The following is a 20,708-nucleotide window of genomic DNA, read 5'->3' as shown; positions in this document are numbered from 1 at the left end:
GGCAGGGCGCGATGCCTATGCGTTTTATTTATGGCTCTTTAAAAAGCCTCCGCCCCGGCGGGCGAAGGCTTTTAGCTCAGCGTATCGATCCACTCGCTCTGGCGCGGGTTCTGGCGGCGGTAGCAGTGCACCGACACCGAAAGCTGCACGAGGTCGGTGAAGACCATCGGGTCGAGCTGGATCTGCTTTTTAATCTGCGCCAGGCGGTAGGCCAGCGTGTTGCGGTGAATGCCGAGCTGCTGGGAGGTTTTCCCCACTTCGGCGTTGTTATTGATAAAGCAGTCGAGGGTGTCGAGCAGCGCCTCGCCGGAGTCGTGCTCCAGCAGCTGGCGCACGTTGTTATTAAAGAAGTTGAACATGTAGCTGTTTTCCAGCACCCGGAACAGGCAGAGCATCGCCATCTCGCGGAAATAATAAACCTGCCGCTGCGGCTGCACCTTGCTGCCCACCTCAATCACCGAACGGGCAAACTGAATCGCCTCGCGGATATCTGGCGCACTGTCGGCCCGCACGCCCACGCCGATGTGGTAATGGCTTATCTGGTTACTGAGGATAAAGCCGATCCGGTCGAGCAGCGCCTCCTGATCCTCTTTCACCGATCCTAAAATCAGGATCTCGTTGCTGCCGAGCAGGATCACCTCTTTCACGCCCGTAAGCTGCGAAAACTCGCTCAGCAGCGTGCCCAGCACGTCGCTTAAGTGCTGCTGCGCCACTTCCACCATCACCACCACCGGCACCACCGGCGTGGCGAGGGTGAAGCCCAGCTCGGCGAGGCGCCGGAGCGCTTCCTGGCCCTGCGGCGCCTCGCCGTGCTCCAGATACTGAGTAAACAGCGTGTCGCGCAGGCGCTGGCGCCAGTTCACTTCGCGCATCTCCAGCGACTGGCGCACCAGCAGCTCGGCGGTGAGGATAGCCAGCTCCGCATAACGGCTGATGACCGCCGGGTCGCCGCTCACGCCCACCACCATCACCACCTGGTCGTCCACCAGGATCGGGTGGTTAATGCCCGGATGCACATTCTCAAAACGCGCCGCTTCCGCGGCGTTGTGGATGCTGATGCGCTTGCCGGTGCGGATCACCTCGCGGGCGATCTCATGCTGTTCGCCAAGGCGGTGCCGCTCGCCGGAGGCGATGACCTGCCCGCGGTGGTCAATCACGTTGACGTTATGATGAATAATCGCCATCGCCCGGGAGACAATCTCATTGGCCAGCGCTGTGGTAATAATCATGCTGATGTCCGCCCGTTATCGTCAGGTTCGCCCCGTCAGGCGGACGGGGCGAGGGGTCAGTTCTTCTGCGCCTGCGCAAAGCAGGCGTCATGCTTGTTTAATGGCCGTGGCGCGGCGTTTTATCCACCGTCATCAGCTGCAGCAACACGCCCAGCAGCGCGCAGCCCGCCATGGTGAAGAAGGTGTAGACATAGCCGGTCGCGCTCTCCCAGCCGCCGCCCAACTGAATCAGCCAGCCCATCAGCAGCGGCGAAATCCCGCCGCCGATAAACATGGCGGTAGTGATAATGCCGTTGGCGGTGGAGGTGGCGCTCTCTTCGGCGGAATCGGATGCCATCGCGTAGTAAATCGGCCACACCGCGTTCGCCACCAGCCCGAAAAAGAGCTGGATGGCGACAAGGCGCGGCATGTTGGTGGCGAAGTAAAAGAGCGCGATGCCGATGCTCATCCACAGGCCGCACAAAATCAGCGTGCGCTTGCGCCCCAGACTGTCCGACAGCCACGGCCAGATAACCTGGCCAAGCGTGCCGGTGAGCGTAAAGATAATGCTAAGCCCGGCGGAAGCGGCCAGGGAAAGTCCGGAAACGTGATACAGGTACGGCGGCAGCACCACATTGATGCCCATATAGACGATTTGGGTGAGCAGCGTGTTGCCGGCGGTCAGCGAGATATTGCGGTTGCGCAGCGTCTTGACGAAGGTCTTCATGCCGTCGCCTTTCTGTACGCGGTTACTCTCCTGCGTCGCCGGGCGGGTAAAGCCCTGTTCGTCCATATGGTTATAAAGCGTGTTGATGCGCGCGGCGGTAGAGTACTTCGCCCAGAAGATCATCAGCGGAATGGCGACAATCAGCGCCACCAGGAAGCAGTAGCGCCAGCTGCCTTCGCCAAAGGTGGTAAGCACGATGCTCGCCACCACGCCGCTTAGCAGCGCGCCAATCGGGTAGCCGGTGTGGTGCACGCCAAGGGCGAAGCCGCGCTTCTCTTTCGGCCACCACTCGGCGGTGTTGCTCACGCCGACCGGCTCGCCCCAGCCCGCGCCGAGGTTTACCCCCACGCGCAGCAGCACGAAGCTCGTCAGCCCGTGGCTGATGGCTTTAATGCCGGAGATAAATGAGAGCGCGGTGTAGCCTATCACCAGCGGCACCTGGAAGCGGGCGCGCTTCCAGCCGGAGCCGTAGCGGTCGCTCCAGACGGAGCCGGGAATATCCAGCACCGCCAGCGCCACCATAATCAGCGCCACGATGTTGCCCCACTGCTCGGGTGAAAGCGAAAACTCGCGAGAGATAACCGGGCCTAAGCGCAGGATCATCTCGCGGTCGTAGGCGTTGAGTACCCAAATCAGCCAGCAGACCAGCAGGGATACCCAGGAAAAACGATGTATAGCTTGCCGTTTCCCGCGTTTTGCCGCCGCGGGAGAAGAGTTAATAAGGCTCATGTTGTTATCTCCACGGCCACGCCTTTGCGGGCCGCTGATGGTCAGGGTCAGAGAAACGCCGCGTGTTAGGTTTGTTTTTCGCGGCGAGGGCAGTTAACCGGCGAAGCGGCGCTCAGGCACGCCGGTGATGCCTAAGCCGTAAATCGCAAACAGGCTGCCGCGCAGCTGGTTGTCTTCCGGGAAGCGCGGCAGGGGCGGCTGCGCCATGGAGGTGACGTAGAGCACGTCGAGGTTTTCACCGCCGAACATCACGCTGGTCACTTTTTTCACCGGCATGTCGATGATGCGGTCCACTTCGCCGTCCGGCGTATAGCGCACCAGCTTGCCGGCGTAGACCAGCGCGTTCCACAGGCAGCCTTCGCTGTCCACCGTCGCGCCGTCCGCCGCGCCGCCTTCGCTGCGGTCTACCTTGCAGAAGACGCGCTCGCGGGAGAGGTTGCCCGTGGCGGTGTCGTAATCCCAGGCGCGGATCTCGCCCGTCCAGGTGTCGGCGAAGTAAAACGTCTCGCCGGACGGGCTCCAGCACGGCGCATTAGAGCAGATGATGTTGCGCTCAAGCGTGTGCAGGGTGAGGTCGGCGTCCAGCCGGTAGAGCGCGCCGCTCGGCTCCTCTTCGCGCATGTCCATGGAGCCGAACAGAAAGCGCCCCTGGCGGTCCACCTTGCCGTCGTTTAAGCGGTTGTGCGGCTTATCCGCCTCCGGGTTATGCAGCAGCTCCAGCTCGCCGCTGGCGAAATCAAGCAGGTGCACGCCGTGCGCAAGCGCCACCACCGCCCCTTCGCCGTTCTGGCGTAAGGCCATGGAGCCGATTTTCTGCCGCACGTCCCAGCTTTTTATCGCCGTGCCCTGGGCGTTGCAGGAGAAAACGCGCCCGTCCTGGCTGTCCACCCAGTAGAGCCTTTGCTGTTCCACGTCCCAGAGCGGGCTTTCGCCAAGCCGGGTTTTCAAATCGACTAACACTTCAATACGCATGATGTTCTCCTGCTCAGACTTTTTCGCCGCGCGCCACCGGGCCTGCGGCAAGGGAAGGGGAAACCTGGCTGCGGATAAGCGTGGCGACCAGCGCGCCGACCACCAGCAGCCCCACAGCGAACCACAGGCCGGAGGTGGCGGAGCCGGTGCGGTCTTCAAACGCGCCGAGGATAAACGGCCCGAGGAAGCCGCCGCACAGGCCGAGGCAGTTAAGCAGGCCGAAGCTGCCCGCCAGCAGGCTGCCGCTCATGATGGAAGGCAGCCAGCTAAAGATGATCGATTGCACGGCGAAGAACATAAACGCGGTGATGGAGAAGCCGAGCATCGCAAGCGTCGGGCCGCCCGTCGCGCCAATCACCATGCCTACCGCCATCACCAGGTAGCCCACCATCAGCATGCGCCGCGAGCGGTTCTCCGTGCGGGCGAAGCGCGGCAGCAGCACGCCGCCGCAGGCCGCCGCAATCCACGGAATGGCGGTCAGCAGGCCCACCTGCAGCGGGGAGAGGCTGCCCCAGCTGCCGATAATGCCCGGCAGGAAGTAGCTCAGCCCGTACACCGAGAACTGGTGGGTGAAGTAAATCAGCACCAGCAGCAGGAAAACGCGGGTGGAAAGGGCTTTTTTCAGCGAGAACGCGGAGGGCGCATGGCTCGCCTCGCGCGCTTCGCGGGCCAGGGTGGTTTCAATAAACGCCACGTCCTGCTTATCAAGCCACTTCGCGTCGGCGGGTTTATCGGGCAGCATGCGCCAGACCACGAACGCCAGCGCCACCGCCGGTAAGCCTTCGATAAAGAACATCCACTGCCAGCCCGCCCAGCCCGCGACGCCGTCCATGTTCAGCAGCAGGCCGCCGAGCGGCGCGCCGATAATATTGGCGAAGCAGACGCCGAGCAGAAACAGGCCGGTGGCTTTGGCGCGCTCTTCACGGCCAAACCAGAGCGTTAAATAGTAAATAATGCCGGGATAAAGCCCCGCTTCGGCGGCGCCCAGCAGCAGGCGCATGGCGTAGAACGACCACGGGCCGGTGACGAAGGCCATCGCGCAGGAGATGACCCCCCAGGTAATCATGATGCGGGCTATCCAGCGCCGCGCGCCGATCTTCGCCAGAAAGAGGTTGCTTGGGATCTCCAGCACCGAATAGGTCAGGAAGAACAGCCCGGCGCCCAGGCCAAACGCCGTGGCGGAGAGGCCGAGATCCACCGACATGCTGGCTTTCGCCATGCCGATGTTGGTGCGATCGATAAAGCTGATGATGTAAGCCACGATCAGTAACGGCAGCAGGTGGCGGTAGATCTTTTTATGGGTAATGCGCGCCTGCGCGCTTCCCGTCGCCTTTTCATTTATTGCGGACATGGTTACTATTCTCCCGTTGTAACGGTCAAAGACCTTTGCCGGGATCGGCGAGATCCCGCTGTGTCAGCTCACGTTGTCGCAGGGGCGATGACCCGCACGACGTCCCGGCCCGATGCCCCACATCGGGCCGTTCTTCTTAAGCGCCTTCGCGCTCAAACAGCATCGAAATCCCTTGTCCGCCGCCGATGCACATCGTCACAAGCCCGGTGCGCGCGCCGCGGCGTTCCATCTCATACATCAGTTTTACCGGCAGGATAGCCCCGCTCGCCCCCACCGGATGGCCGAGCGCGATAGCGCCGCCGTTGACGTTAACCCGCGCCGGATCGAGCTTCAGATCGTTCATCACCGCCAGCGCCTGGGCGGCAAAGGCTTCGTTCAGTTCGATCAGATCGACGGACTGAATATCCAGGCCGAGCTTGTCCATTAAACGGCGGGTGGACGGCGCCGGGCCAAAACCCATGATCTCCGCGCCACAGCCCGCCACCGCCCAGTCTTTAATGCGCATGCGCGGCGTTAAGCCCCGTTTTTCCGCCTGATCGCGGGTCATCAGCACCAGCGCCGCCGCGCCGTCGTTAATGCCGGAGGAATTCGCCGCCGTCACCACGCCCTCTTTTTTAAAGGCCGGGCGCAGGCTGGCGAGCTTTTCACGCGGGGTGTTGCGCGGGTGTTCGTCGGTATCGAACAGGCGAGTCGCTTTCTTGCCGTCCGGCACCTCAATGCCCAGAATCTGCTCGCGGAAGTAGCCTTCAGCGATGGCCTTCAGCGCTTTCTGCTGGCTCGACCAGGCGAAGTCGTCCATCGCGTCGCGGCTGATGTTGAAGCGTTCAGCGACGTTTTCCGCCGTCATGCCGTTGTGGTACGGTCCTTCCGGCCAGGTGAGGATGGAGATAAGGCCGTCTTCCAGCACGCCGTTGCCCATGCGATAGCCGTCGCGGGCCTGGCGCAGGTAGTAGGGAAGCTGGGTCATGTTCTCGGTGCCGCAGGCGACCACCACGTTCGCCTGGCCGGTCTGGATAGCCATCATGCCGTCGGCTATCGCCTGTAAACCGGAGCCGCACTGGCGGTTGACGGAATAGGCGGTGGTCTCTTTGGGCAGCCCGGCGCGCAGCTGGCAGACGCGGGCGATAAAACCGCTTTCCGCCACCTGGCCTACGTTGCCCACCACCACTTCGTCCACCTCTTCGGGCGCGATGCCCGCACGAGCGACCGCTTCGCGAATCACCGCCGCGCCCAGGTCGTGCTGGTGGGTGTGGGCGAAGCTGCCGTTAAACGCGCCGATAGCGGTGCGAACGCCGCTGACAATCACAATATCGTTTGGGTTTTTCATCTCTGCTCCTTACAGCACCATGCCGCCGCCGACGTTAATCACTTCGCCGTTGATGTACCGCGCGCCGTCGGAGGCGAGAAACGCCACGCATTCGCCCACGTCTTTCGCTTCGCCCGCAAAGCCCGCCGGAATTTTGTTAATCATCATCTCCCACACTTTTTCCGGTACGCCGCGGGTCATGTCGGTGTCGATAAAGCCCGGGCAGATGGCGTTCACCGTCACCCCTTTTTTCGCCAGCTCCCGGCAGGCGGTTTTGGTCATCCCCACCACGCCCGCTTTCGAGGCGGCGTAGTTGGTCTGGCCGACGTTGCCAAGCCAGCTTGCCGACGCGATGTTGATGATGCGGCCAACGCCGCGCTCGCGCATGCGAATGGCCGCCTGCTGCATGCAGAAGAAAGTGCCCTTGAGGTTAACGTCGATAACCGTGTCCCAGTCCGCTTCCGTCAGCTTGTGTAGCATGGCGTCGCGGTTAATGCCTGCGTTGTTCACCAGAATATCGACCTGGCCGAAGGCCGCTTCGGCCTGTTCGAACAGCGCTTCCACCTGCGTTTTGTCGCTGATGTTGCAGGTAATGAATAGCGCCTCGTTGCCCCACTGACGCAGGGCGGCGGCGGACTCTTCGCCGCGCGGGTCCATATCGGCGATAACAACCCGCGCGCCCTCGCGCGCGAGCACCTGGGCGATGCCGAAGCCGATGCCGCGGGCGGCGCCAGTCACAATGGCGGTTTTACCGGTGAGTTTCATTTGTCGTTTCCTTGCTGGTCTGAAGAGGCGTGGCGGGCGAGCGCGGCGGCGAGGCCACAGGGGGCTTCTTCAAACAGCGCGCTGTCCATCACAGTTAAATCCGACGCGATAAGCGGGCGGAACGCCATCTGCGCGAGCACGTCGCGCTCAAGATCGATGCCCGGCGCAATCTCCACCAGCACCGGCCCTTCGGGGCGCAGCTCGAACACCGCGCGCTCGGTAACGTAGTGCATCGTCTGGCCTTTTTGACGGGCCAGCTCGCCGTTATAAGAGATCTGATCGACGGCGTTGACGAACTTGCAGACTTCACCTTCCTGCACGATGCGCAGTTCGCCATTTTCACAGGCGATCTCCAGGCCTTTGGCGGTGAAAGAAGAGCAGAAGACCACGTGACGGGCGTTCTGGGTGATATCGATAAACCCGCCTGCGCCGGGGCAGGATGCGCCCAGGCGGGTGGCGTTGACGTGGCCGTTGGGGTCCATTTCGCCCGCGCCCATAAAGGTGATATCCACCCCGGCGCCGTTGTAGTAAAGCATCTGATCCTGGTGGCTTATCATGGCGGTGAGGTTGCGCCCGATGCCGAAATCGGTGCCGCCTGCCTGCAAGCCGCCGTAAATGCCGGATTCCACGGTAATGGTGACAGCGTCGCCGACGCCTTCTTCGTGGATAACGGCGCCAATGACGTCGTTGGGAATGCCGGTGCCGAGGTTAATCACGCAGCCCGGCGTCAGGTAGCGGCAGGCGATGCGGCCAATCAGCTTGCGAAGGCTGAGCGGCAGCGGCGCGCTTTCGCTCACTGGCAGGCGGATATCGCCGCACAGCGACGGGTCGAAGGCCCAGCCGGAAGTCTGGCGATGGTCGGTTTCCGGCTCGTCGCACACCACGATGGCGTCAATTAATGTGCCGGGCACGGTGACGCTTTTCGGGTGCAGCGAACCGCGCGCCACGCGGTATTTCACCTGCGCCAGCACTGTTGCGCCGTAGCGCTTCGCCGCCAGCACGGCGGGCAGCACTTCGAGCTTCATCGCCTCTTCGTCGGTGGTCAGGTTGCCGTCTTCGTCAGCGTGCGTGCCGCGCACAATCACGACATCCAGCGGAATAGCCGGGTAGAAAAGAAACTCTTCGCCGCGAAAGGTATGGTGCTCAACGCGGTTCGGCTGCTCGCGGGTGCGGCGGTTCATGCGCCCGCCTTCAATGCGCGGGTCGACAAAAGTGCCTAAGCCCACCTGCGAAAGCCGTCCCGGCAGCCCTGCTGCCATCGCGCTGTAAAGGTGCACCATCTGGCCCTGCGGCAGGCACCAGGCTTCCACTTCGTCGTTATTGATCATCGCCATCCAGCGCGGGGCAAGGCCCCAGTGGGAGCCGATAATGCGCGTCACCAGCCCCGGATGGGCGAAGTGCTGGTTGCCGCGCTGGCGGTCGCTCTGGCCTGCGGCGTGTACAAGCGTCAGGTCGCGCGGCGTATTTTCCGTCAAAAAGCGCGCTTCGATGGCTTTGAGGATCGATTCCGCCGCGCTGATGAGCGTCATGCCGACGGTGCACACCGTGTCGCCGTTCTTAACCAGGCGCGCGGCGTCGGCGGCGCTGATGAATGTCGCTTTCACTTTCTCTCCTCCGTGGCGAAATAAGGGATGTATTCAGCAAGCCGCGCGCGCAGCTGGCGCTTACTGATTTTGCCGTTGTGGGTGCGCGGCAGGGTGCGGGTGAAAATAATGCGCGCCGGCAGCTTGAAGCGGGCCACCTTCGCCTTCAGCCAGCCCAGGATCTCCTCGCTGGTCAGGCTCTGCTGGCTGTCGGCGACGATAAACGCCACCGGCTCTTCGCCATAAACCGGGCTGGGGGCGGGGATAACGGCCACCTCTTTCACGCCGCGGTAGGTAGAAAGAATGTTTTCCAGCTCAATGGAGTAAATTTTCTCGCCGCCGCGGTTAATCATGTCTTTGCTGCGATCTTTAATGAACAGGTAGCCATCGGCGTCGAGATAGCCAATATCGCCGGTATTAAACCAGCCCGCGTGATTACAGGCGGGGCGGCGCTCGCTGCGCTGCCAGTATTCGTTTACCACCACATCGCCCTTAAGCCAGATGTGGCCGATTTGCTCCGCGCCGAGCGGTTGCTGGTTATCGTCGCATACCGCGATTTCCAGCCCCGGGATCGCCTGCCCGGAGCTGCCGCTTTTGGCGCTGCCCCAGACATCCTGCGGAAAAATGGTGGCGGGGGAGGTGGTCTCCGTCAGGCCATAGATGGGGTGAATGGTGGTGCGGGGAAAGCGCTCTTTAAGCTCGCGCACCAGCCCTTCGTTAAGGTGTCCTGCGCCGCAGGCGACGGCGCGCAGCGTCGGCCAGGTTTGCGGCACGCCCTCGCTCTGCGCCTTCGCCGCCTGGCAGAGCAGAATAAAGACCGTGGGCGAACCGTGCAGAAAGGTGATGCCCTGGTCGCGCACAGTGTTCATCACCTCTGTCGCATTAAAACGCAGCTGGAGCCAGATGGCGGCACCCAGATAGACGAACAGCGCCAGCAGGGCGGAAAGGCCGGTGATGTGATAAATGGGCACCGCCAGCACGGTGCTGTCATTTTCGCCAAGCGAAAGCCCGTGAGCGTAAGCGTCTACGGCGCACAGCAGATTGCCGTGGGTGATCACCGCGCCTTTCGGCTCGCCGGTGGTGCCGGAAGTAAACATAATCACGGCGGTATCGTTGCGGCTTACGCGCGCCTCTGGCGCCGGAACCCCAGCGGGCAGCGCGAGCGCATGCCACTGCGACAGGGAAACGCAGCGCGCCCCTTCGGTGCGGGAAAGCCAGTCCTGGCCGTTGGCGTCATAAAAAACCGCCTGCGGCGCGATATGCGCCACCAGCCCTTCGCCCTCTTCCTGTTTGAGCTTGGTGCTGAAGGGCACCACCTCAATGCCAAGGCCCATCGCAGCGAAGAAAATTTCGCAGAAGGCGGGACGGTTGCCAAAGGCGAGCACGATGCGGTCTCCTTTGTGCAATGACCAGACGTGGGCAAGTTGCGCCATGGTCTGTTGAACCCGCTGATAAAAATCGCGGTAGCGGTAACGCTCGTTTTCAAACGCCAGCGCCAGCGCGTCCGGGCGGCGCTCCGCGCTGCGGCGCAGGGCCTCATACAAATTCTGGAAGTCGGCGGAGGTGCTGCTCATGGGTCTCTCCTGACAAAGCTCAATGGCGATGACAGCAGTCTAGAGGAGGGAAGCCTGAGCAAGTTGCGGGCTTATTCACAACAAAAAATCAACAAAACAACATCATCGTTGTAACTTCGCACAATGCGGCGCGAGCAGGGTCATGATTTTTAGTAAGGATCAACGTGCGGCGGCGGCAAACGTTGCAAAAGCCGGTTATTTAATTGCGGTATAACTCGCAGGCCGCGATAATTTATTTTGCGCCGCCAAAACGGTTTACGTAATATTATCGGGAAGCGGTCACTCTCTCATTATTTAAGGAGGTCATATGAAAAAGGCATTTGATGAATTTGATGGTTTCTGACTGGCTTTAACGACTTCAGGGCGGGTTCTTCCCGCCTTTTTTATGGATGAACAGAATAATTATGGAAACCGGTAATTTACATTTAATCAATACCGCTCTCGTATTTATTAGCGTTATCGTTGCCACGATAGCTATTGTCTATAACGTCCGGACGGCAAAGAAAACACAAACGGCCGCTTTTCTTTTCGAAAGCAGAAAAGATCAAGAATATCTTGAAGCGCTTCATGTCCTGAAAAAGGTTCACTCTTCTGAAAAATCCCTCCGGTCGTATGTCTTTCCGCCGCCGGATTCCCCTGTGACGCCGGAAGAACTGAACGATCGACGTAAGCTGCAATACATTCTGAATTTTTATGAGCGGGTCGCCGTCAGCATTCGGGAAGGTATTTATAATGAAAATATGATTAAGCGAACCTCTTACGCCACCGTCATGGAGACATGGAATAATGCCGAGCCATTAATTAAAGCTGTACGGGAATATATTCATTCTGAAACCACCTGGCAGGAGTTTGAATGGCTGGTGAGCCGGTGGCGTAAGTCGCCGTTAAAAAGAACGCGTTAAACGCACTGCTAAAAATTCGTCGTTATTCTTTTCTTCCGCGTTGCGCTTTTCGCCTTGTTGCGGTTTTTATTAACAGGTTTAAACGCAGCGCAACGAATATTAATTAAACGCGTAATAAAAAAGGCGGCCCGTAAGCCGCCGCGATTATAGTATTTCGCCGTTAACCTTTCGGCTCCAGCGCCGCGAAGGCTGCGCGAATTTGCTCTTCCGGCAGTTGAAGCCCGATAAAAACAATCGTGCTCTGGCGGGGTTCATCCTGCGCCCATTCGCGGTCCCAGTCGGCGCTGTAGAGGCGCTGCACGCCCTGAAAGAGCAGGCGGCGCGGCTCGCCTTCAATAAAAAGCATGCCCTTGTAGCGCAGCAGGCGATCGGCGAAATCGAGCAGCAACCCTTCCATGGTGCGCGAGGCCGCATCCAGCGCCAGCGGATAGTCCAGATTCACCACAATCGATTCGACCTCGTTCTGCGCCGGGGCGATAAAGCGAAAGCGCGGCGTTTTCTCCACGATGCGCTCTTCCAGCATAAAGCCCTGCACGTTAAAGAGCAGGCTGAGGTCGATGTCGCCATGATTGACGGTATAAATGGGCGCGCGGGCGTTGATGCGCGCAAGCCGGGCGAGCAGGGCGTCGTTTTCCCCCGCCACGTCGGTTTTGGTGAGCAGAATGCGGTCGGCATAGCCAATCTGCGACTGCGCCAGGGTGAACTGGTCCATTTGCTGCTCTGCATGCGCCGCGTCAACCAGCGTGAGTACGCCGTCTAACACATAGCGTTCGCACAGCGTTTCATGGGCGAAAAAAGTCTGAATGATAGGGCCGGGGTCCGCCATGCCGGTGCATTCAATGACCAGCCGGTCGAAATCGATTTCGCCGCTGTCGCGCTTGTCGAGCAGGTCGAGCAGCGCATCTTCCAGCTCATTGGAACGGCTACAGCAGATGCAGCCGTTGCTCAGGGTTTTAATCTGCGTGGCGCGGTCGCCGATGATGGCGTTATCAATCGGCACCTCGCCGAATTCGTTTTCGATAACTGCGATTTTCTGGCCGTGATCGGCCTCAAGAATATGGCGCAGCAGCGTGGTTTTTCCTGCGCCGAGGAAGCCGGTCAACAGCGTTACCGCTACAGGTTGCATCATCTCTCTCCTGTTAATTTCAGCAGCAGCGCATGCCGCCTTTACCACTCCCGCCGTAGCGCGCCTCCTGACGCTCCTGGAAAAACTCATCATACGTCATGCAGGGCTTATCCGGGTGGTTCGCTTTCATGTGTTCTACATAGGTATCGTAGTCGGGAATGCCGATCAACATGCGGGCCGCCTGGCCCAGATATTTTGCCGCTTCGCCTAATTGACCAAACATAGCGTTATCCTGATAAAGCACGCGCCCCGCAGGAGGCGGGGCGCGTTACGGTCGCGATTAATGACCTGAGGAGATTTTCACCCCTTCGGCAGGCACCGGCACATAGGGCGTCTCGTTCGCCACAGGCCTGTCGGCGCGCAGCGCTTTCAGCGCGGTGCGGATGCCATAGAAAAGGATGCTGTAAACCACGATCAGGAAGAGAATGCTCAGCCCGGCGTTGGTGTAGTTGTTAACGATAATGTGGTTCATTTTGGCGATCTGCTCCGCGGTCAATTCCGCGCCGCCTGCCAGGATTTTCGCTTTGTAATCACTGGCCATGAAGAAGAAGCCTTCCATCTTCGGATTGGTGCTAAAGAGCTTCAGGCCAAGCGCCCAGGTGGTGCAGATAAGCAGCCAGATAGCCGGCAGCATGGTCACCCAGACGTACTTCGTACGCTTCATCTTCACCAGCACCACGGTGCCGAGCATCAGCGCTACGGAGGCGAGCATCTGGTTGGAGATGCCAAACAGCGGCCACAGGCTCTTCACGCCGCCCAGCGGATCCACCACGCCCTGGTAGAGCAGGTAGCCCCACAAACCCACGCAGCCCGCCGTGCCCACAATGCCCGCCACCAGCGAGTCAGTCTTCTTCAGGAACGGCACGAAGTTGCCCACCAGATCCTGGAACATAAAGCGTCCGGAGCGGGTGCCTGCGTCCAGCGCGGTGAGGATAAACAGCGCTTCGAACAGAATGCCGAAGTGATACCAGAAGCCCATGTCGGCCGCCGGAATGATTTTGTGGAACACGTGCGCGATGCCTACCGCCAGCGTCGGCGCGCCGCCTGCGCGGTTCAGCACGGAAGGCTCGCCGATGTCTTTCGCGGTTTGCAGGATCTGTTCCGGAGAGATAACAAAGCCCCAGGAGCTGACGGTCGCCGCCGCGTGGGCCGTGACGTCCTGCAACTGCGCCATGATCGCCGGACCGTTGGCGCTGCCCAGTTCATGCAGGTTTGGCATGGTGAAGCCGAGGCCCGCAGGCGGGGTGTTCATGGCGAAGTAGAGACCCGGTTCGATGATAGACGCCGCCACCAGCGCCATCACCGCCACGAACGATTCCATCAGCATCGCGCCGTAGCCGATAAAGCGCGCATCGGTTTCGTTGGCGAGCAGCTTCGGCGTGGTGCCAGAGGCGATCAGCGCATGGAAGCCGGAAACCGCGCCGCAGGCGATGGTGATAAACAGGAACGGGAACAGCGCGCCTTTCCACAGCGGGCCAGTGCCGTCAATAAACGGCGTCATCGCCGGCATTTTCAATTGCGGGTTCAGAATGACGATGCCAATCGCGAGGCCGACAATAACGCCGATTTTCAGGAACGTCGCGAGATAGTCGCGAGGCGCGAGGATAAGCCACACCGGCAGCAGCGCGGAGATAAACGCGTAGCCTATCAGCGCATAGGTGATGGTGGTGTCTTTAAAGGTCAGCGCCGGGCCCCAGTACGGGTCATGGGCAATCACGCCGCCAAACCAGATGGAGGCGACCAGCAGCACGATGCCGATAACGGAAACTTCGCCCACGCGGCCCGGACGCAGGAAGCGCATGTAGATACCCATAAACAGCGCGATCGGCACCGTTGAGCAGACGGTAAAGACGCCCCACGGGCTTTCCGCCAGCGCTTTCACCACAATCAGCGCCAGCACCGCCAGGATAATAATCATGATAAGGAAGCAGCCGAACAGCGCGATGGTGCCGGGCACCGGGCCCATCTCTTCTTTAATCATTTCGCCAAGCGAAGCGCCGTTGCGGCGGGAGGAGATGAACAGCACCATGAAGTCCTGCACCGCGCCCGCCAGCACCACGCCCGCCAGCAGCCAGAGCGTGCCGGGCAAATAGCCCATCTGCGCCGCCAGCACCGGCCCTACCAGCGGGCCCGCGCCTGCGATAGCGGCGAAGTGGTGGCCGAACAGCACGTAGCGGTTGGTCGGCACGTAGTTCAGACCGTCGTTATTGATAACCGCAGGGGTGGAGCGCGTCGGGTCGAGCTTCATCACCTTGCTGGCGATATAGAGGCTGTAGTAGCGGTAAGCCACCAGGTAGACGGAGACCGAAGCCACCACAATCCACAGCGCGCTCACGCTCTCGCCGCGCCGCAGGGCGACGATAGCGAGGCAGAACGCACCGATTATTCCCAGGACAAGCCAGGGCAAGTGCTTAAAAAGTGTTTTTGCGTTCATGGAAGAACCTGTTTGTCAGACGTAAGTACATTCACGGCAGAAATCCGTTGCCGCACCGGAGGTAAGAAAAAAAGCGAGGCTTTTGCCATGCTGTCTATGATGACAAAACGACCGGGGCGGCGGGGTGAGAAATCCTTAAGCGGCAATATAGCCAGACTGAATGGTCGTATAGCCGGACAAGCGGTTAATCAGCCGCAGAACGGGGGTAAGTAATGTGATTCATATCACGCGAAAAAGCGTCAAAATGCGCCGTAAACGGCCGGAACAGGCCGTTACGGCCGCTTTTTAGGAAATTGACAGGGGGGACGCTTTTTTCTGAGCGACAGGACAAGGCGGCGCGAAGGCTTCGCTCACCGCGTTGACAAAACTGCGGATTTTCACCGTTTGCCGCCTGCCGGGCGGCACCAGCACGTGCATGGGGCGGGCAGGGCCTTCATAGTCGGGCAGCACCTGCACCAGCCGCCCGGCGTTTATCTCCGCCTGCAGCACGTCCACAGGACCCAGCGTAACGCCATATCCTTCCACCGCCGCATGCAGCAGCGCTTTCCAGTCATTGGCCCGAAAACGGCCTGCCGGGCGAACCTCCTCTGTTTTGCCCGCTTTCTGAAACCGCCAGCGGCAGGGCTGGGCGGAGGACCAGGCGCCGTAAACGAGACAGGCGTGACGGGCAAGGTCGGCGGGCGTTTGCGGTACGCCTTCTTGCGCAAGGTAAGCAGGCGAGGCGCAGGCGATAAGTTTCCATGGCCGCAGCGGCCAGGCGATAAGCGAACTGTCGGCCAGCTCGCCGATGCGAATCACCACCTCAAATCCCCCTTCCAGCGGGTCGATAATGGCGTCGCTCAGCGTGAGATCAATTTGCGTGTCGGGATACTGGCGTAAGTAGCGGGTAATAAAAGGCGCCAGCGCCGTCGCGCCGAAAGTGACCGGAGCGTTAACTTTTAAGGTGCCGGAAGGGGTCGCCTTCATCTCCAGCGCCACCATGTCGGCGGCTTCCGCTTCCGCCAGCACCGCTTTGCAGCGTTCATAGTAGCTGCGGCCGATATCCGACAGGCTCTGACGGCGCGTGGTGCGGTTCAGCAGGGTGGCGCCGAGCCGCGCTTCAAGCCAGGCGACGTGCTTCGCCACCATCTGCGGTGAAATGCCGAGCGCTTCGGCCGCCGCGGCGAACGATCCCAGTTCCGCCGCCCTGACAAAAACATGCATGCTGGTCAGCCTGTCCACTATTGCCTCTCATTTGTTGTTTTTCTCTTGTCTGAAACCTAATTTATTAACTACGAGTGTTCAATTAACTTTTTCTCACTCCACTACACGAGGAAAAGCAGATGAAGATCGGAATTATTGGCGCAGGCTTTGTCGGACGGGCGGTGGCAAAGCTGGCGATTAAGGCGGGGCATCAGGTGATGCTCAGCAATTCACGCGACCCCGGCACGCTGTTCAGTCTTCGCGCGATGCTGCACTGCGAAACGGGCACCGCCGCTCAGGCCGCGGAGTTTGGCGACGTGGTTGTCATCGCCGTTCCCCTTACCGCGATAGACAATCTCCCTGTGGCGCAGATAGCCGGTAAAGCGGTGATAGACGCCGTTAACTACTACCCGGCTCGCGATGGTCATATCGCAGAGCTGGATTCGCGAACCGCCACCATCAGCGAGCTGCTGGCAAGCCACCTGCCGCAGGCGAGAGTCACCAAAGCCTTTAACGCTATCCCCATGGCGGAGCTTGAAAGCGATGGCTTGCCCGCCGGTACGCCAGGCCGCCGGGCGCTGCCGCTGGCGGGTGATAACGAAGAGGATAAAAAGCGGGTGGCTGCGCTTTATGAGGCATTTGGCTTTGACGCGGTGGACGCCGGACCGCTGGCGGAAGGCTGGCGATTCGAGCGCGGCATGCCAGCCTACTGTGTGCGGATGACGCAAGAAGCGCTGCGCGCTGCGCTGGATAACGCAAAACGCACGCCGGTGTAATAGCGAGACGCCTGCCGGGCGGTTCGCTGCCGGCAGGCGCGGCCGTTTATTCCGCCGCGCGAGCGTTCATCACCCGAAAGTGGGTTTTTATTGTTTTTTCTGAAAAAAGATTGGTATACCGGCCCGTTGCTGAGGCAAGATTTTTGCTTCTCATCCTGGCGGCGAAAGTTGTCTTTTTGCGGCTGACGCCCCGCCAATAAGGAAGGCCGATGTTGTCAGCGGTATACCGCCTCTGTTTTTTTCGGTTAGCAGGTGCGCGCCTGTGACGCTGCTTGCCTGGTTCATCGCGTTCGCCCTCGATCTGCTGCTTGGCGACCCGCCGCGCTGGCCTCACCCGGTACGCTGGATGGGCGCGCTTATCTCCTTTACGCAAAACCGCCTTCGCGCCCGTTGCCATTCGCCGCGAGAGCTTCGGGCAGGCGGCGCGCTGCTGTGGCTGGTGGTGGTGGGCGTAACTTTCGCCGCGGCGTTCGGCGCGTTAAAAGCGGCGCAGGCCGTCCACCCGTGGCTCGGCTGGCTGCTGGAGGTCTGGATGATCTACACCTCGCTTGCCGCCCGCTGCCTTGCCGATGAAGCGCGCGGCGTGGAACGGGCGCTGCGTTCAGGCTCGCTTGCGCGCAGCCGCCAGCAGCTTTCACGTATCGTCGGTCGCGACACCTCGCAACTCGACGCGCCGTACATCACCCGCGCCGTGGTAGAGACGGTGGCGGAAAACAGCGTCGACGGCGTTATCGCGCCGCTCTTTTTCCTGCTGCTTGGCGGCGCGCCGCTGATGATGGCCTACAAAGCGGTAAACACGCTTGATTCAATGGTGGGTTATAAAAATGAAAAATATCGCCATATCGGCATGGTCTCCGCCCGCATGGACGACGCGGCGAACTTTTTCCCGGCGCGGATAAGCTGGTTATTGCTAACCTGCGCCGCCGCCCTCTGCCGCCTTAACCCGGCCGCCGCGCTGCGCATCGGCTGGCGCGATCGTTACCAGCACAGCAGCCCTAACTGCGCCTGGCCCGAAGCCACGGTCGCCGGGGCGCTCGGCATTCGCCTCGGCGGGCCGAACCGCTACTTCGGCGAATGGGTGGAAAAGCCGTGGATAGGCGACGCCCGGCGCGAGGTGGCGGTAGAGGATATTCCCCGCTCGGTGCGGTTAATGCTTATCGCCTCGACGCTGGCGCTGCTGCTGTTCGCCCTGCTGCGCCTGACCTTCAGCGGCGCGTAATATAATAAGGAGCGCAAGCATGCGTGATGTTACCCGGGAGGCGCGATGAGCCTCGCCATCATGTTGCAGGGCACCGCCTCGGACGTCGGCAAAAGCGTGCTGGCCGCCGGGCTGTGCCGGATTTTTTACCAGGACGGCCTGAAGGTGGCGCCCTTTAAAGCGCAAAACATGTCGCTCAATTCCGGCATCACGCCGGATGGCAAAGAGATGGGCCGCGCGCAAATCTTCCAGGCGGAAGCGGCGAACATCGCGCCGGACGTGCGCATGAACCCGGTGCTGCTCAAGCCCACCAGCGACCGCCAGGCGCAGGTGGTGCTGATGGGGCGGGTGGCGAAAAACATGGACGCGGTGAGTTATCACCATTTTAAAACCGAGCTGCGCGCCCGGGTGCGCGAGGTCTATCAGTCGCTGGCGGCGGACTATGACGCGATAGTGCTGGAAGGGGCGGGCAGCCCGGCGGAGATCAACCTGCGCGACCGGGATATCGTCAATATGGGCATGGCGGAGATGGCCTGCTGCCCGGTGCTGCTGGTGGCGGATATCGACCGCGGCGGCGTGTTCGCCGCCATCTACGGCACGCTGGCGCTCTTGCAGGAGCATGAGCGCTGGCGAGTGAAAGGCGTCATCATCAATAAGTTTCGCGGCGACGTGGCGTTATTAACGTCCGGCATTGAACAAATCGAAGCATTGACCGGCGTGCCGGTGGTGGGCGTGATGCCCTGGCTGGATATTGACCTTGAAGACGAAGACGGCGTGGCGCTCCAGCGCGGCAAATATACGTATAGCGACAAGCGCGAGCTGAATATCGTCGTCGTGCAGTTGCCGCACATCGCCAACTTTACCGATTTCAACGCGCTGGCGGCGCAGCCGGATGCGCGGGTGCGCTATGTCTCCCGCGCTCATGACCTGGCGGGCGCGGACTTACTCATCCTTCCCGGCAGCAAAAATACCCTTGGCGACCTGCAATGGCTGCGCGAAAGCGGTCTTGCCGACGCGCTAATGGCGCAACATGAAAAGCGCGTGCCGGTCATCGGCATCTGCGGCGGCTACCAGATGCTGGGCGGGGAGATTATTGATGAGGTGGAATCAGGCCTCGGCGCAGCGCAGGGGCTTGGGCTGCTGGATGTCACTACCCGTTTCGCCCATGAAAAAACCACCCTGCGGGTTTATGGCGAGAGCCTGACGCTGCCGGGGATGTTGGCTTGCGCCAGCGGCCTTGCGCTGCAGGGCTACGAAATCCATATGGGCGAAACCACCCTCGGTAAAACTACGCAGCCCTTCGCCCGGCTGGAAGCAGACAAACGCGACGGCGCGGTGAGCGCAGACGGTCTGGTGATGGGCAGCTACCTGCACGGCCTTTTCGATAGCGGCGCTTTCACCCGCGCCCTGCTTGACGGCCTGCGGCGGCGTAAAGGGCTTGCGCCTTTTGACGGCGACGCGCCGGACTACGCCGCCTGGAAGTCGCAGCAGTTCGACCGGTTGGCGAGCGCCATGCGCGAGCATATTGATATCACGAAAATTTATCAGATCATGCGCGAGCATCAGGAGCCAGAATGATGAAGCTGATTACCGGCGGCGCGCGAAGCGGCAAAAGCCGCCACGCCGAAACGCTTGCCGCCCAGGCGGGCGAGCGGGTGCTTTACATCGCCACCTCGCAGGTGATGGATGAGGAGATGGCGGCGCGGGTGCGTCATCACCAGCAAAGCCGCCCGGCTCACTGGCGCACGCTGGAGGCCTGGCGCGAGCTGGACCGCGTCATTACGCCGCGCAACGACCCGCAGGAAGTGGTGCTGCTGGAGTGCATTACCACGCTTATCAGCAACCTGTTGTTCGCATTTGTCGGCGATACGGCAGAAGAAACGTGGGATTACGCAGCCATCGAGGCGGAAATCGAGCGTGAGATAACGGCGCTTATTCACGCCTGCGAGCAGTGTCCCGCGCCGGTCATTCTGGTGACGAATGAGGTGGGGATGGGCATCGTGCCGGAAAACCGGCTGGCGCGCCATTTCCGTGATATTGCAGGCAGGGTAAACCAGCGGCTGGCGCAGGCGGCGCAAGAGGTCTGGCTGGTGGTTTCCGGGATTGGAGTCAAAATCAAATGATGCGTCTATTTTTTGCCACGCTCGCGTTTATGAGTCGTTTGCCGGTGCCCGTGCGCTGGTCGCAGGGGCTGGAGGCGGACCAGTATGTACGCGGCGTCTTTTTCTTTCCGCTGGTGGGATTGTTGCTCGGCGCTATCGGCGGCCTGGTGTTTCTGTTGCTGGAGCACCTGTGCGGCACGCCGCTGGCGGCGCTCTTCAGCGTGCTGGTGCTTGCCTTGCTCACGGGCGGGTTTCACCTCGACGGGCTGGCGGATACCTGCGACGGCGTTTTTTCCGCCCGCAACCGCGAACGGATGCTGGAGATCATGCGCGACAGCCGTCTTGGCACGCATGGCGGCCTGGGGCTGATTTTCGTGCTGCTCGGCAAAGTGTTGGTGGTAAACGAGCTGGCGCTGCGCGGCGGCGCGATGCTGCCTGCGCTGGCCTGCGCCTGCGCGGCGGGCAGAAGCGCCTGCGTGCTGCTGATGTATCGCCAGCGCTACGCCCGGGAACAGGGGCTCGGCAATCTGTTTATCGGCAAGATAACGGGCAGGCAGAGCGGGATTACGCTTGCGCTCGGCGCGCTGCTCTGCGCGCTGCTGTTGCAGGGGCCCGGGCTTATCGCCTTTGCGCTGACGCTTGTCATTGTTTATCTGCTCGGTCTTGCGCTTAAACGCACGCTGGGCGGACAGACGGGCGACACCCTCGGCGCGGCCATTGAGCTGGGCGAACTTTTCTTTTTACTGGCGCTGCTGTGAGCCAGCGCGACGGGC

At 61.0% G+C, this 20,708-nt stretch carries 18 protein-coding genes; 6 read left to right on the top strand and 12 right to left on the bottom strand.

The window, feature by feature from the left end; all coding sequences use genetic code 11:
* Positions 1 to 71: 71 nt before the first annotated feature.
* The 8 genes from ACU4F7_RS18620 to ACU4F7_RS18585 all read right to left on the bottom strand — a co-directional run bounded on the left by ACU4F7_RS18620 (position 72) and on the right by ACU4F7_RS18585 (position 10,215).
* Positions 72 to 1,229, bottom strand: coding sequence for a CdaR family transcriptional regulator (locus tag ACU4F7_RS18620; protein ID WP_481637527.1), 1,158 nt, complete (start codon positions 1,227 to 1,229; stop codon positions 72 to 74).
* Positions 1,230 to 1,326: 97 nt separating this feature from the next.
* Positions 1,327 to 2,664 (bottom strand): MFS transporter, encoded by a 1,338-nt coding sequence (locus ACU4F7_RS18615; protein ID WP_029590438.1) that lies wholly within the window; start codon positions 2,662 to 2,664, stop codon positions 1,327 to 1,329.
* A gap of 93 nt (positions 2,665 to 2,757) precedes the next feature.
* Positions 2,758 to 3,636, bottom strand: a complete 879-nt coding sequence (locus tag ACU4F7_RS18610; protein WP_029590439.1) for an SMP-30/gluconolactonase/LRE family protein — start codon at positions 3,634 to 3,636, stop codon at positions 2,758 to 2,760.
* Between the two features lie 13 nt (positions 3,637 to 3,649).
* Positions 3,650 to 4,987 (bottom strand): MFS transporter, encoded by a 1,338-nt coding sequence (locus tag ACU4F7_RS18605; RefSeq protein WP_481637526.1) that lies wholly within the window; start codon positions 4,985 to 4,987, stop codon positions 3,650 to 3,652.
* 136 nt (positions 4,988 to 5,123) lie between these two features.
* Complete coding sequence (locus ACU4F7_RS18600) at positions 5,124 to 6,314, bottom strand: thiolase family protein (protein ID WP_481637525.1); 1,191 nt, start codon at positions 6,312 to 6,314, stop codon at positions 5,124 to 5,126.
* 9 nt (positions 6,315 to 6,323) lie between these two features.
* Positions 6,324 to 7,058, bottom strand: coding sequence for a 3-oxoacyl-ACP reductase FabG (gene fabG, locus ACU4F7_RS18595; protein ID WP_024558988.1), 735 nt, complete (start codon positions 7,056 to 7,058; stop codon positions 6,324 to 6,326).
* Positions 7,055 to 8,662, bottom strand: coding sequence for an acyl CoA:acetate/3-ketoacid CoA transferase (locus tag ACU4F7_RS18590; protein ID WP_481637524.1), 1,608 nt, complete (start codon positions 8,660 to 8,662; stop codon positions 7,055 to 7,057). The genes fabG and ACU4F7_RS18590 overlap by 4 nt, the downstream gene beginning before the upstream one ends.
* Entirely contained in the window at positions 8,659 to 10,215 is a 1,557-nt protein-coding gene (locus ACU4F7_RS18585; RefSeq protein WP_029590443.1) for a class I adenylate-forming enzyme family protein, read from the bottom strand. Before ACU4F7_RS18585 ends, ACU4F7_RS18590 begins: the two co-directional genes overlap by 4 nt.
* A gap of 404 nt (positions 10,216 to 10,619) precedes the next feature.
* Here ACU4F7_RS18585 and ACU4F7_RS18580 point away from each other — a divergent pair, with 404 nt between their 5' ends.
* Positions 10,620 to 11,117: a DUF4760 domain-containing protein gene (locus ACU4F7_RS18580; RefSeq protein WP_481637523.1), complete on the top strand. Its 498-nt coding sequence runs from the start codon at positions 10,620 to 10,622 to the stop codon at positions 11,115 to 11,117.
* A 160-nt stretch (positions 11,118 to 11,277) separates the two neighbouring features.
* Here ACU4F7_RS18580 and yjiA read toward each other — a convergent pair whose 3' ends face one another.
* The 4 genes from yjiA to ACU4F7_RS18560 form a co-directional block, all read right to left on the bottom strand.
* Positions 11,278 to 12,243 (bottom strand): GTPase, encoded by a 966-nt coding sequence (yjiA, locus tag ACU4F7_RS18575; protein WP_481638752.1) that lies wholly within the window; start codon positions 12,241 to 12,243, stop codon positions 11,278 to 11,280.
* Between the two features lie 19 nt (positions 12,244 to 12,262).
* Positions 12,263 to 12,466, bottom strand: a complete 204-nt coding sequence (locus ACU4F7_RS18570; protein WP_029590446.1) for a YbdD/YjiX family protein — start codon at positions 12,464 to 12,466, stop codon at positions 12,263 to 12,265.
* Between the two features lie 57 nt (positions 12,467 to 12,523).
* Positions 12,524 to 14,677: a carbon starvation CstA family protein gene (locus ACU4F7_RS18565; RefSeq protein WP_481637522.1), complete on the bottom strand. Its 2,154-nt coding sequence runs from the start codon at positions 14,675 to 14,677 to the stop codon at positions 12,524 to 12,526.
* A 285-nt stretch (positions 14,678 to 14,962) separates the two neighbouring features.
* Positions 14,963 to 15,898 carry a LysR family transcriptional regulator gene (locus ACU4F7_RS18560; RefSeq protein ID WP_029590448.1) on the bottom strand — a complete coding sequence of 312 codons (936 nt, stop codon included), beginning with the start codon at positions 15,896 to 15,898 and terminating at the stop codon, positions 14,963 to 14,965.
* A gap of 101 nt (positions 15,899 to 15,999) precedes the next feature.
* Here ACU4F7_RS18560 and ACU4F7_RS18555 point away from each other — a divergent pair, with 101 nt between their 5' ends.
* The 5 genes from ACU4F7_RS18555 (at position 16,000) to cobS (ending at position 20,693) form a co-directional block, all read left to right on the top strand.
* The gene (locus tag ACU4F7_RS18555) at positions 16,000 to 16,635 is read left to right on the top strand and encodes an NAD(P)-binding domain-containing protein (protein ID WP_029590449.1); all 636 of its coding nucleotides are present in this window, start codon (positions 16,000 to 16,002) and stop codon (positions 16,633 to 16,635) included.
* A gap of 262 nt (positions 16,636 to 16,897) precedes the next feature.
* Positions 16,898 to 17,854, top strand: a complete 957-nt coding sequence (gene cbiB, locus ACU4F7_RS18550; protein WP_481637521.1) for an adenosylcobinamide-phosphate synthase CbiB — start codon at positions 16,898 to 16,900, stop codon at positions 17,852 to 17,854.
* Between the two features lie 45 nt (positions 17,855 to 17,899).
* A complete protein-coding gene (locus ACU4F7_RS18545) occupies positions 17,900 to 19,411 on the top strand; it encodes a cobyric acid synthase (protein WP_481637520.1) in 1,512 nt (503 codons plus the stop codon).
* Positions 19,408 to 19,956: a bifunctional adenosylcobinamide kinase/adenosylcobinamide-phosphate guanylyltransferase gene (cobU, locus tag ACU4F7_RS18540; protein ID WP_029590452.1), complete on the top strand. Its 549-nt coding sequence runs from the start codon at positions 19,408 to 19,410 to the stop codon at positions 19,954 to 19,956. Before ACU4F7_RS18545 ends, cobU begins: the two co-directional genes overlap by 4 nt.
* Positions 19,953 to 20,693: an adenosylcobinamide-GDP ribazoletransferase gene (gene cobS / locus ACU4F7_RS18535; RefSeq protein WP_481637519.1), complete on the top strand. Its 741-nt coding sequence runs from the start codon at positions 19,953 to 19,955 to the stop codon at positions 20,691 to 20,693. Before cobU ends, cobS begins: the two co-directional genes overlap by 4 nt.
* Positions 20,694 to 20,708: the final 15 nt, after the last annotated feature.

The sequence above is a fragment of the Franconibacter pulveris genome (assembly GCF_056780215.1).
Note: the sequence above shows the minus strand (reverse complement) of the source record. Positions and strands in the feature narration are given on the sequence as shown.